The organism is Brevundimonas sp. UBA5936, assembly GCA_002430835.1.
Lineage (GTDB): Bacteria > Pseudomonadota > Alphaproteobacteria > Caulobacterales > Caulobacteraceae > Brevundimonas.
The window spans coordinates 24,206-36,368 of the sequence record DJDA01000128.1; the positions used below are offsets into that span (position 1 = coordinate 24,206).

General features: G+C 65.4%; 12 protein-coding genes. 7 read left to right on the top strand and 5 right to left on the bottom strand.

The genetic code is table 11. The features are described 5' to 3' along the window. Nucleotides 1-43: 43 nt before the first annotated feature. Nucleotides 44-778 (bottom strand): Crp/Fnr family transcriptional regulator, encoded by a 735-nt coding sequence (locus B2Y21_RS13355; RefSeq protein ID WP_200165222.1) that lies wholly within the window; start codon nucleotides 776-778, stop codon nucleotides 44-46. 78 nt (nucleotides 779-856) lie between these two features. Beyond that, nucleotides 857-1,645 (bottom strand): Crp/Fnr family transcriptional regulator, encoded by a 789-nt coding sequence (locus B2Y21_RS13360; protein WP_292060333.1) that lies wholly within the window; start codon nucleotides 1,643-1,645, stop codon nucleotides 857-859. A gap of 274 nt (nucleotides 1,646-1,919) precedes the next feature. On the opposite strand from B2Y21_RS13360, the gene B2Y21_RS13365 reads away from it, so the two are divergent. Continuing rightward, a complete protein-coding gene (locus B2Y21_RS13365) occupies nucleotides 1,920-2,099 on the top strand; it encodes a hypothetical protein (RefSeq protein ID WP_200165220.1) in 180 nt (59 codons plus the stop codon). Nucleotides 2,100-2,527: 428 nt separating this feature from the next. On the opposite strand, the gene B2Y21_RS13370 is transcribed toward B2Y21_RS13365, so the two are convergent. Next, a complete protein-coding gene (locus tag B2Y21_RS13370; protein ID WP_292060334.1) occupies nucleotides 2,528-3,010 on the bottom strand; it encodes a MarR family winged helix-turn-helix transcriptional regulator in 483 nt (160 codons plus the stop codon). 64 nt (nucleotides 3,011-3,074) lie between these two features. Between B2Y21_RS13370 and B2Y21_RS13375 the strand changes: the two genes are divergently transcribed. The 6 genes from B2Y21_RS13375 to B2Y21_RS13400 all read left to right on the top strand — a co-directional run bounded on the left by B2Y21_RS13375 (nucleotide 3,075) and on the right by B2Y21_RS13400 (nucleotide 9,921). Further along, nucleotides 3,075-4,850 (top strand): N-acetylglutaminylglutamine amidotransferase, encoded by a 1,776-nt coding sequence (locus B2Y21_RS13375; RefSeq protein WP_292060335.1) that lies wholly within the window; start codon nucleotides 3,075-3,077, stop codon nucleotides 4,848-4,850. Between the two features lie 88 nt (nucleotides 4,851-4,938). Further along, entirely contained in the window at nucleotides 4,939-6,585 is a 1,647-nt protein-coding gene (ngg, locus tag B2Y21_RS13380) for an N-acetylglutaminylglutamine synthetase (RefSeq protein WP_292060336.1), read from the top strand. A gap of 19 nt (nucleotides 6,586-6,604) precedes the next feature. Next, nucleotides 6,605-7,726: an osmoprotectant NAGGN system M42 family peptidase gene (locus tag B2Y21_RS13385; RefSeq protein WP_292060337.1), complete on the top strand. Its 1,122-nt coding sequence runs from the start codon at nucleotides 6,605-6,607 to the stop codon at nucleotides 7,724-7,726. Nucleotides 7,727-7,967: 241 nt separating this feature from the next. Then, nucleotides 7,968-8,192 (top strand): hypothetical protein, encoded by a 225-nt coding sequence (locus tag B2Y21_RS13390; RefSeq protein ID WP_125901434.1) that lies wholly within the window; start codon nucleotides 7,968-7,970, stop codon nucleotides 8,190-8,192. Beyond that, nucleotides 8,189-8,605: a DUF2231 domain-containing protein gene (locus tag B2Y21_RS13395; protein ID WP_292060338.1), complete on the top strand. Its 417-nt coding sequence runs from the start codon at nucleotides 8,189-8,191 to the stop codon at nucleotides 8,603-8,605. Before B2Y21_RS13390 ends, B2Y21_RS13395 begins: the two co-directional genes overlap by 4 nt. Next, nucleotides 8,602-9,921 carry a PQQ-dependent sugar dehydrogenase gene (locus B2Y21_RS13400; RefSeq protein WP_292060339.1) on the top strand — a complete coding sequence of 440 codons (1,320 nt, stop codon included), beginning with the start codon at nucleotides 8,602-8,604 and terminating at the stop codon, nucleotides 9,919-9,921. Before B2Y21_RS13395 ends, B2Y21_RS13400 begins: the two co-directional genes overlap by 4 nt. Before the next feature lie 199 nt (nucleotides 9,922-10,120). Here the strand turns inward: B2Y21_RS13400 and B2Y21_RS13405 are convergent, their stop codons facing one another. Continuing rightward, entirely contained in the window at nucleotides 10,121-10,594 is a 474-nt protein-coding gene (locus B2Y21_RS13405) for an Lrp/AsnC ligand binding domain-containing protein (RefSeq protein ID WP_291783604.1), read from the bottom strand. Between the two features lie 132 nt (nucleotides 10,595-10,726). Further along, the coding region (locus B2Y21_RS13410; RefSeq protein WP_292060340.1) for a DUF885 domain-containing protein at nucleotides 10,727-12,163 on the bottom strand (1,437 nt) is incomplete at its 5' end.

Consider the following 12,163-nt stretch of genomic DNA (forward strand, 5'->3'; position numbering starts at 1 on the left):
CGGCGAGGGCGTTGCCTGCGTGCGGAGGACGACATTGCGGCGGTCAGACCGGCGAACAGTCAAGGCGAAGGTAGGCGTCGTCGAACTCGGCCGCCTCGATGAGGCGTTGGCGATCGATGACGCGAACCTGGGCGCCTTTCCAGCTGATCCAGCCCGTGTCGCGCAGAATCTGCAAGGTGCGGTTGAGGTGCACCGCGGACATGCCCAGAAAATCCGCCAGATCCTGCTGCCGGATCGGCAGGTCGAAGACGCCGTCGTCGACGAGGCCGACTGCGCCCAGCCGAGCCTGCATCTCGCAAAGAAACAGGGCTAATCGCTCCAGAGCCGTCTGCTGGCCGACCGCCAGCAACCATTCGCGATGCATGGCGGCGTCTACGACCGTCTCCAGCCAGAGGAGCCGCGTCAGGTGCGGCTGATCCTCGGTGATGCGCCTCAGTCGGTCATGTGGAACGGCCGACACGACGCAGGGTGAAAGACACAGGACGCCATGATCCATCTGCCGCATGACGAGGCTGTGCAAGTCGACGAAATCGCCGGGGCAGTTGACCTGGGTGTACTGGCGCCGTCCGTCGGCCAGTTCGCTGTACCGGGCGGCGAAGCCGGACAGGAGAAGGGTGCTGATCTCCGGCCGTTCGCCTGGGCCGACGAGCTGCGCGCCCGCCGGTTTGAGCACCGGCTCTTCCACGAGTCCGGCCAAGGCTGCGGATTCCTGAGCGGTCAGACAGTCGCGTCTGGCGAGCTTGAGTTCGAGCCGACGCGTGGGAGGAAGGTGGAGCATGGCGTCCTCTTGCGAATACAGGCCAACGCCAGCGGTCCGGAGTCGTTGCGGCTCCCGAGCGGGAGCCGCTCCTTCCCGTCAGGCAATCCTCCTGAGGGGCGACTCCGGCGCCTGAAGGAAGCTCTTGCTTTCAGGAGCGCGCACAGGCGCGGCCCGGTCGGCGAGGCTCGCAGCGGGGGCGACGCAGCAAGAGGCGGCCCGAAGACCTTCCAAATCCAGGATGCGGACCCGCCCCCTGCCGAAACGAACCAGACCCAGAGCCTGGAGCCGGGCCGCTGCGACATTGACGCTGGTGCGCTGGACGCCCAACATCTGGCCGAACTGGGCCTGTGTGATGTGCAGCGGCGCGCCGGCGGATCCCTCGTGCAGTCGTACAATCCATTTGGCGAGCCGATCCAGGACCGCATGGGAGGCGTTGCAGCAGGCCTCGGCCTCCAGTCCACGCAGACGCTGCTGCGCCTGCAGCATGACAAGTCGTGTCAGCCAATCCCGACCGAGCGTGTCGAGGATCGAGGCCGCGGGGGTGCTGAACAGCAGGGTTTCCACCAGAGGGACGGCCACTGGACCAGGGGAGGTCGGCCATAGGGCGCGGTCCCATCCTTGAACCGCCCCGGCGGGTACGAGCGAAACACAGATGTCGCGGGCCCCCGGGAACAGGCCCACCGCGCCGTTCAAGACGAAATGCAGTTCGTGCTCGGCGAGTGCCCGGCCGAAGCTTTGAGTCCGTTGCAGACGGCCTGTCGCATCTATTCGCTGTCGAGCTTCAAGCGGCAGCGCTTGAAAGACCGGATGGTCGGCGACCCCCAGTTCGCGGGCGGGGGCGGTGATGAAGGCACGGCTAGGCGAGAACGAAGACAAACGCGACATGGGAATTCCTCCACGCCGGGAGCATGGCATGCCGCCGAAGAGCTCACGTTCACATGGGTTAAGCCGCAGGCTTTAAGAGCTGTCGGCGCCGGGTTCCGCTTGTCCGAAGGCGTCCTTAGGGCAACCTCAGTTCGTACGAATGATTGTGGAGCGGCTGAGCATCAGGAGTCTGACCATGCCGCCAAGCCCACACGAAAAATCCGCCAACGCTGTTCACGAGCAGCGTCCGATTGAAGCGCAGTACGCCCGCCAGGGTCGCGGCGGGAGGCGCATTATGATCATCCTCGCGGCGGGCCTCGCCTTGACGGCTGTGGGGTTCGGCCTGGTTTGGCTATCCTGGTCGAAGCCCCTTTCGGAAGCGCCCGTCGACAACGGTCTGCTTCCGGAGGCCGCGCCTTATTTTCAGGACGACGGCCAGGGGGCCGGGGCGCCTGCAAGGGAAACGCCGCGATGAGAGGCGCGCATTTAATGCAGTGCTTCGCAGGCCTGGTCCTGATCGGGCTCGGGCTCATAACGGCAAGCTCCAGCTTTCAGATTGGAGATGCCTCGCCGCTGGGCCGGGCCTGGGCGGCCCTGGCGGCGGGTCTGTTTCTCGTGCTCGATCAGATCATGTTTCGCAGGGACGCTCCGTGACGTCGCCATCTATCGGGGAGACGTGGAAGAACGCCGCGCCCCCGGAGCGGCTGCTCGCCGAAGGGAGAGCGTTCGCCGGCAGATCAACCGGATGGAGCGCTTGCGGAAAAGGGCCTGGAGCAAGCTGCTGTTGCGGCTGGGCGTAATCCGTTGGACCTGGCCTAGCCTTGAGCATGCGTTCGGGCATAGGCGACGCCGCTGTCGCGGGCGCCGGGAAGGCCTGATGAGGGAAACGCCGCGTCGATCTGTTTAGGCGTTTCGATGTGCCTCCGTACCCAAGTCGGAAGGCGCCATGAGGTCGGCGAGAGCGGCGACGGCGCCGGCGATCTGGCGTCGCTTGTTCGGCGACAACAGCGCGAGCCTCGCCAGCACATCCGCATGAAGTAGGTCCGGCGCCTCGGCCAAGGCCTTGTGCCCCGGTTCGGTCAGGCGCGCGTGGACGATGCGACGATCCGTGGTCGATCTGTACCGGACGATGAGGCCGCGCGCCTCCAGTCGGTCGAGCACCGCCACCACGGTCGGCGGCGACATGGAGACGTCCTGGGAAATGGCGCGGGTGCTGACCTCGCCGAGACGACGGATGGATTGCAGCACCAGAAGCTGGGGGAGAGTCAGGCCTGTCAGCCGGGCGATCTCGCGCGAGCGGACGTCGATCGCCTGGGCGATGCGGCGGACCGAGCGCACCAATGACGCCGTGGCGTCCGCGGCTGACGGCAGGGGAATTTCGCTCATTGGGTTGAACTCATTCGTGAACTAACCATTTGTACGCGCTGCATCCATATTTCAAGGAGGACCCATGTGCGGTCTTAGCGGCGAGATCAACTTCGACGGGCGCCCGGCCGACACCGGCGCGGTACAGCGGATGACGGACGCCCTCTCGCCCCGGGGACCGGATGGGTCCGGCATAGTGATGCGTGGGCCAGTGGGATTGGGGCATCGGCGCCTCATGATCATCGACCTGTCGGAGAAGGCGCAGCAACCGATGGTGGACGCCGATCTGGGCGTCACCCTGGCCTTCAACGGCTGCATCTACAACTATCCGGAATTGCGCGAGGAGCTTCAGGGCCTGGGTTTCCGCTTCTTCTCGCACGGCGACACGGAGGTGATCATCAAGGCCTGGAAGGCCTGGGGCGAGGCCTGCGTCGAGCGGTTCAAGGGGATGTTCGCCTTCGTCCTGCACGAGCGCGACAGCGGTCGGATCGTGATCGCGCGCGACCGTTTCGGCATCAAGCCGCTGTATCTGGCCGAACAAGGCAGGCGGCTGCGTTTCGCCTCGACCCTCCCGGCGCTTCTGGCGGCGGGCGACGTCGACAGGACAATCGATCCGGTGGGTCTGCACCATTATATGACCTTTCATGCGGTGGTGCCGCCGCCGCACACCATCCTGAAGGGGGTGAAGAAGTTTCCGCCGGCGACGATACGGGTGATCGAGCCGGACGGCGCGTCGCGCGCACGGGTCTACTGGCGCGCGGACATGACGCGCCACGCCGAAGACGCCGCCCTGACCGCCGAGGACTGGCGCGACCAGGTGCTGGACGGCCTGCGCATGGCGGTAAAGCGCCGCATGATCGCCGATGTGCCCGTCGGCGTGCTGCTGTCGGGCGGAGTGGATTCCAGCCTGATCGTCGGCCTGCTGGCCGAACTGGGTCAGAAGGACCTGATGACCTTTTCGGTCGGTTTCGAGGAGGCTAACGGCGAGAAGGGAGACGAGTTCGTCTATTCCGACCTAATCGCCAGACACTATGGGACGAAGCACCATCAGATCTTCGTGCCGCACCAGCGGCTGATGGAGGCTCTGCCGGGCACGATCGGCGCCATGTCCGAGCCGATGGTCAGCTATGACAATGTCGGCTTCTACCTGCTGAGCCAGGAAGTCTCGAAACACATCAAGGTCGTCCAGTCCGGGCAAGGGGCCGACGAGGTGTTCGGCGGCTACCATTGGTATCCTCCGATGGTCGGGGCCGCCGACCCTGTCGAAGCCTACGCCGGCGCCTTCTTCGACCGCAGCCACGAAACCCTGAAAACCCAGTTGAACGGCGCCTATATGACGGATGTCGATGTCAGCCGGGCTCTGGTCGAGGCGCATTTCGCGCAAGCCGGGGCGGAGACCTCTGTCGACAAGGCGCTGCGGCTGGATAGCCAGGTGATGCTGGTCGATGATCCGGTGAAGCGGGTTGATAACATGACCATGGCCTGGGGACTGGAGGCGCGCGTGCCCTTCCTGGACCATGAACTGGTCGAACTGGCCGGACGTATCCCGCCGGAACACAAGCTGGCCCAGGGCGGCAAAGGCGTGCTCAAGGCGGCGGCGCGCCTTGTCGTCCCATCAGAGGTGATCGATCGCAAGAAGGGCTACTTCCCGGTGCCCGCGCTCAAATACATCCAGGGTCCCTATCTCGACATGGTGCGCGAGACCCTGACCAATCAGGCGGCGCGCGACCGCGGGCTGTTCGACAGGGCCTACCTGGATCGGCTGTTCAACGACCCGACAGGCCATATCACCCCTTTGCGTGGTTCGGAGCTGTGGCAGGTCGCCGTCCTCGAGATGTGGATGCAGCAACATGGCGTCTGATCTTCGTCTCGCGCGTCCCAAGGCGCACCGGCTGAAACGCATGCGTCATGAAGGCCTCAAACCGCCCGTGCTCTCGGGACGTGAGTCCGTGCGCGATGCCGTCCTTGACTGCGGCTGGGGCCGCCTTCTGTTCGCCCAGACCTTCGAGACCGCCGCGCCTCTGGTCGAGGCTCTGCGCGCGGAGGGGCCGGATCGCCGCGACATCGCCTTCTATGTCCGCAATCCCCACGTCCTGCTGGCCTCGGCGCCGCAGGAACTGTTCCTCGATCCGTCCCATACCTATCGGCTGGACCTGGCGACCTATCGGTCCAGCCGCCGTCAGCCGCGGGGCTTCACCATTCGCCGTCTGATGTCGGAAGCGGACGCCCAGGCGGTCAATGATATCTACGCCAAGCGTCGCATGGTGCAGGCTCCGCTGGATTTCCTCTGGTCGCATCGCGACGACCGGACCCTCTCCTATTTCGTCGCGGAGGACCTGACGACCGGAGCGGTGATCGGCACGGTGACGGGCGTGAACCACGCTCGCGCCTTCGAGGATCCGGAGAACGGCGCATCCCTCTGGTGCCTGGCGGTCGATCCCCAGGCGACACAGCCGGGAATCGGCGAGGCTCTGGTTCGCCGTCTGGCGGAGCACTTCAGGACGCACGGCCTGGCCCACATGGACCTGTCGGTCATGCACGATAACGCCCAAGCGATCGCCCTCTATGAGAAGCTGGGTTTCCGGCGCGTCCATTTCTTCGGCGTGAAGCGCAAGAACCCGATCAACGAAGCCTTGTTCGTCGGGCCCTCGGATGATCATGCGCTCAATCCCTATGCGCGGATCATCGTGGACGAAGCGCGGCGACGGGGCATCCAGACCGATATCATCGACTCGGAAGGAGGGCTGTTTCGCCTTTCCTGGGGCGGACGCTCCGTCCGCTGCCGCGAAAGCCTTTCGGAGCTGACCTCGGCCGTGGCTCTCAGCATCTGCGACGACAAGCGGGTGACCCGCAGGATCGTGGAAGCCGCCGGGGTGCGCGTGCCGCGCCGCATCGATCCGCAGGATCTCGGCGCGATCGACGAAGCGCTGGAGACCTATGGTCAGCTGGTGGTCAAGCCTGCGCGAGGGGAACAGGGCAAGGGCGTGGCCGTGGGTTTGAAGTCCATGGCCGACGTCCAGGCGGCTCTGCTGCGCGCTCGGCGTATCTGTCCGGAAGTCCTTGTCGAGGAGCAGGTGGAAGGCGAGGATCTGCGCCTGGTCGTGATCGACTATGAGGTCGTGGCCTGCGCCGTACGGCGTCCGCCGCGCGTCATCGGCGACGGACGCTCGACCTTGCGGGCCCTCATCGAGCATCAGAGCCGTCGGCGCGCCGCGGCCACCGCGGGCGAATCCAGCATTCCCATCGATGCGGAAACGGAGCGCACCCTGGCGGAGGCCGGTTATGGCCTGGATGACGTCGCAGGGGAGGGCGAGGAGATCCTCGTCCGCAAGGCGGCCAACCTGCATCTCGGCGGCACCATCCATGACGTGACGGACGAGGTGCATCCGGTTCTGGTCGAAGCGGCCGTGGCGGCGGCGCGGGCCATCGACATCCCGGTGACGGGGATCGACCTCATGGTGCGTGCGCCGAATCAGCCAGATTACGCCTTCATCGAGGCCAATGAGCGCCCTGGCCTGGCCAATCACGAACCCCGCCCCACGGCAGAACGGTTCATCGATCTGCTGTTCCCGCTGTCGGCGCGCCCCGACGCCTGAGACTATGTCAGGAGCGACCTTGACCTCCCCGAAGATCGACCTGGACTACCTGAACGCCCGCCTGGGGGAACTCCTGAACCTGCCCAGTCCGACGGGCTACACGGACGAAGCCGTCTGGGCCCTGTGCCGAGAGCTGGAGCGTCTGGGCCTGGATTATGAACTGACCCGACGCGGCGCGATCCGGGTGCGCCTGCCGGGTCTCGAAGCTATTCCGGCGCGGGCCATCGTGGCGCACGTCGATACGCTCGGCGCCCAGGTGAAGGCGGTGAAGGACAACGGCAGGCTGGAGCTTGTGCCGATCGGCCACTGGTCGTCACGCTTCGCCGAGGGCGCGCGCTGCACCGTCTTCGCGGAAGGCGGAAGCTATCGCGGAACGATCCTTCCCCTGAAGGCCTCCGGGCACGCCTTCAACGAAGAGGTGGACGATCAACCCGTCAATTGGCGTCAGGTCGAACTGCGGATCGACGTCGTGACCCACGGGCGGGCCGACACCCTGGCTCTGGGCGTGGATGTCGGCGACATTGTCGCCATCGACGCCCAGCCCGAGTTCACCGACAGCGGCTTCATCGTGTCGCGTCATCTGGACGACAAGGCCGGCGTCGCGGTCATGCTGGCCGCTCTGGAATGCATGTTGCGCGAAGAACGCACGCCCACGGTCGATACCTGGTGGCTGTTCACCATCGCCGAAGAGGTGGGCCTGGGCGCCTCCGCCGTGCTCGTTCCGGACGTCGCGGCGATGGTCACGGTGGACAACGGAACCACCGCGCCGGGTCAGAACTCGTCCGAGTTCGGCGTCACCATCGCCATGGCGGATCAGACGGGTCCCTTCGACTGGCACCTTTCCCGAAAGCTGGTCCAACTGGCGCGGGATCACGACATCCCGCACCAGAAAGACGTGTTCCGTTACTACCGTTCGGATTCCGCCTCTGCATTGGAATCCGGCGCCGACATCCGCACGGCCCTGGTGACGTTCGGCGTGGACGCCAGCCATGGCTACGAACGCATCCATCAGAGCGCTCTGGTCGATCTGGCTCGCCTCCTGATCGCTTACGCCCAGAGCGAGGTGGAAATCGGACGCGACGCGCGGGCGCTGACAGGCGTCAGGGGATTCACGCATCAGCCGAACAATTCGACGAACTGACGCCCACCTGGCCGTCGGGACGAAGGGAAGACCGAGGTCCTTCTCAGCCTGAGACGCCATATCCTGCGCACATCGAAATCCTGTTCTCGCCGGGCGGCAGCGGAGCGCGAGCCGTCACGCCGGGCGTCTGGCACTCGAAAGCGGGCGGAATCTCCTGCAGGACCATCGCCAGCCTGCGTCATATCGTTCGGGCTCGGAACCGCATGGCTTGGGGCCGATTGGGTCAGGCGAAGGAGGAGCCATGAACCAGACCCATGTCATCGAACGCGCTTTTGAAATCGCCGAGCGAGACCACGCCTGCCTTAAAGTCAGCGACGTGCGCGAAGCGCTTTCCCGGGAAGGCTATACGATCAGCGATCTGATGCATCTGGAAGGCTGGAGCATCCGCGAGCAACTGAGACGGCGGATGAAGGCGCGCGGCGCCCGCGCGGTTCGTCGCGTCGAACTGGCCGAGAGCCGGCCATGACCGCGACGGCAGGTCCGGGGCGGGCCTTGCAGGGGCTGATCCTGAGCGTTCCGGTGGCCCTGTTCAGCCTCGGGACCGCGACGGACGCGGTCTATCTCCGGAACGCGCAGATGCAGTGGAGCAACTTCTCTTCCTGGGCGATCGTCGGCGGTCTGGTCTTCGGCGGGGCGGCTTTCGTATGGAGCCTGATCGACCTGGCCTGGGGGCGTCGCGGGGTCTTGCGTCTTCTGTACAGCGGCGTCCTCGGGGCCTTGTGCCTTGTCGGCGTTGCGAACGCATTCAAGCATAGTCAGGACGGATGGAGCTCCGTGGGGGCGCTCGGCGTCACCCTGTCCGCCCTGTGCTGCGGTCTGGCGCTGATTGCGGGCTGGCTGCGCTATTCCGGGATGCTGGACGAGGAGGCTGGCCGATGATCCGCAGCAACCTTCTTCTGTACGGAGCCTTGGGCGGGGTCGTGGCTTTGGCCGCCTGCGGTCGAAGCGAAAAAGGGATCAACGAAGTCGGGCCGGCGCCTGACTTGCCGGAGATCAGGGAAACTCTGCTGCCGCCGATGCGTATCGCCCGGCCCGTAGGATGGGGAGATGAGACGCCGCGCGCCCCCGAAGGCTTCGTGGTGACGGCCCTCGCTACGGACCTGCGTATTCCGCGTCAGATGCTGGTCCTGCCTAACGGCGACATCCTTGTGGCCGAGGGGCGGGGCGGCGGCGCGCCGGCCTTGAGGCCGAAGGACGTCATCGCTGGGGTCATCAAGAAGCAGGGCAATACGAAGGTCGAGGGCGGGGACCGTGTCACGCTGTTGCGCGACGCCGATAACGACGGCCGCGCCGAAGTCCGCACGGTCTTCATCGACGGTCTCAATGCGCCCTATGGCCTGGCCTATGTCGACGGCCGCATCTATGTGGCCGAGCAGGACGCTCTGGTCAGCTTCCCCTATGTCGAAGGGCAGACCCGGATCTCGGCCTCCGCTGAAGAGGTGACGCGCCTGCCGTCCGCCCTCAATCATCACTGGACCAAGGCCCTGACCAGCAGCGCCGATGGATCGACCCTCTACGTCGGCATCGGCTCCAACAGCAATGCGGGCGAGCGGGGTATGGCCGTGGAGGAGGAGCGGGCGGTCGTCTGGGCCGTCGATCGGGCCACGGGCGCGCGTCGGACCATCGCTCGCGGCATCCGCAATCCCACCGCCCTGGCGATCGAGCCGTCGAGCGCCGCCCTCTGGGCCGTAGTGAACGAAAGAGATGAAATCGGACCCCAGCTCGTTCCGGACTATCTGACCTCGGTCCGCGACGGCGCCTTCTACGGCTGGCCATACAGCTACTGGGGACAGAATCTCGACCCGCGAGTGCGGCCCCAGAAGCCGGAACTGGTGGCTACGGCCGTGAAGCCGGATTACGCCCTGGGAGCCCATGTGGCGGCCCTCGGTCTCTCGTTCGCCCGCGACGGCGGCTTCGGCGGCGCCTTCGCCGAAGGGGCCTTCATCGGACAGCATGGGAGCTGGAATCGCCAGGATTTGGCGGGCTACAAGGTGGCCTGGGTTCCGTTCTCGGGCGGCCGGCCGGCTGGTCCGCCCGTCGACTTCCTGACCGGTTTTCTGACGGACAAGGGCGAAGCTCGCGGCCGTCCCGTGGGCGTCTGGTTCGATCCTCAGCGCCGGATTCTGCTGGTGGCCGACGACTTATCCAACACGGTTTGGCGCGTCGCTCCCGCAGGCGCCGCTCCCAGGCGATAGATCGACTCGACGCTCCAGTCGGGCCTCTGCGGTTTCGAGCAGCTTCAGCGCCTTGGCCAGCGCTCGAGGCGTGTCTCACGCGAGCTGCGGATCGTCTGCCCTTGCGCGTCGCGTCGCGCCGTTTCAGCGTCTTGATACACGCCGATCCTACGCCATCCAGCTGGCGCGGAAATCTGCGAGGCGCCATGACGTCGATTGGCTACAGCGCGAGGACCGAGGTGTCCTTGACCTCTTCCATCACCGCATAGGTGCGGGTCTCGCGCACCCCTGGCATGACGCTCAGCGCGCCGGCCAGGAAGGCGCGGTAGGCGGCCATGTCCCTCATGCGCACCTTGACCAGATAATCGAAGCGCCCCGCCACCATGTGGCACTCTAGCACCTCGGGCGAGCGGCGGATGCGCTCGGCGAACTGGTCGAAGATGTCCGAGGTCGTGCGGTCCAGCAGCACTTCGATGAAGATCAGCAGCTCGCGCTCAACGAACTTCGGGTCGATCAGGGCCCTATAGCCGGCGATGACGCCGCGCTCGCGCAGGCGGCGCACCCGCTCGAAACAGGACGACGCCGACATGGTGCAGGCGGCGGCCAGATCCTGGTTGGTGATCCGCCCGTCCTGCTGGAGCACCTGCAGGATGCGGCGGTCGGCCTCGTCCAGCTTGTATCCCGCCGCGCTCATACGCGGCTCCCCCTTACGCATCCTGGCTACTCCGAACGATGACAAACCGCCTGCTGATCCGCAAACGGATCAACAGGCGGCGGGGGCCGGCGATCTGGGAGAAAACCGCCAGCCGTGGATCGGCCGGATGGCCTACTCGGCGCGCGCCGCGTTCGCGGTCGCCTTGCTCTGGCTGATGAAGTCTTCCATCTCGGCCGTCATCGCCGGGATCGTGGCGACAAGCAGACTGATCAGCTTGTCGTGGAAGGCCCTGATATCGAAATCGGCGCCCAGCTCCGTTTCCGCCTTGCGTCGCAGGCGAACGATCTCGATCTCGCCCAACTTGTAGGCGAGGGCCTGGCCCGGCCAGGTGATGTAGCGATCGATCTCCGTCTGGATTTCGTGGTCTGACAGAGCCGTATTATCGCTCAGGAAGGCGATAGCCTGGGCGCGGGTCCATCCCTTGGAGTGAAGACCCGTGTCGATCACCAGGCGAGCGGCGCGCCACATTTCATAATTCAGGCGGCCGAAGTCTTCATAGGCGTCCTCGTACACGCCCATCTCCACGCCCAGCTTTTCGGTGTAGAGCCCCCAACCTTCACCGAAGGCCGAAATATTGGCCTGCAGACGCCATTCGGGAATGCCCGGAAACTCCTTGCGCATCTTTCCGTGCCAAGCATGGCCCGGATTGCACTCGTGCACCGTCAGGGCCGGGATATTGTAGCGCGGGCGCGACGGCAGGTCGTAGGTGTTGAGCGAGCAGTTGCCGCGCCCCGCAGTGTAGAAGGGGGCGATATTAGCCGGGACCGCCGAGACGCTGAAGGTGTCACGCGGTTGAAGGCCGAAAAACTGGCTCATCTTTCCGTCGACCTTCTTGACCACCCAGGCGCCGTGCCACAGCAGGTGCTCGGGCTTGTCGTAGACGAATTGAGGGTCGGTCTTCAGGAAGCGGGTGAACTCGTTGAACGTGCCGGTCCAGCCGGTGCTGCGCATCACGGTTTCCATCTCCGCGCGAATACGGGCGACCTCGGCCTGGCCGATCCGGTGGATCTCGTCCGGCGTCAGGTTGATGCTTGTGTATTGGCGGATCTGGCTCTGATAGAAGGCCTCTCCATCCGGCAGCTGGTTGGCCCCCAGGGTGTCGCGGGCCGCTGGCAGGTATTCGTTCCGATAGAAGGTCAGCAGAGTTCGGTGCGCAGGCACGACTTTCTGCTGGATGACCTCGATCGCGGCCCTCCGCAACCTTTGCTTGTCAGCGTCCGAGATGCCCGTCATGTCGATAAAGGGCGCATAGAAGGGGTTCTTGAGCGGGTCGGTCGGATCCGTCACAGCCGTGATCGAAACATCGCGTCCTGAAAGGGCTTCTCGCGGCTGGACGAAGCCGCGCGCGACGCCGGCGCGCATATTGGCGATCTGCTGGTCGAAGTATCGCGGCGTATCGCCCAGCTGTGAGAGGTAGCGTTCGTAGTCAGCTACGGAGCCAAAGGTTCCGTTGGCCATGCCGGCGATGCTCGACCAGAACGAGCTGTCCGCGTTGAAGGGCATCTCGTAAAGGCGGAAGCGTCCGTCATCGACGAAGTTGTCGATCTG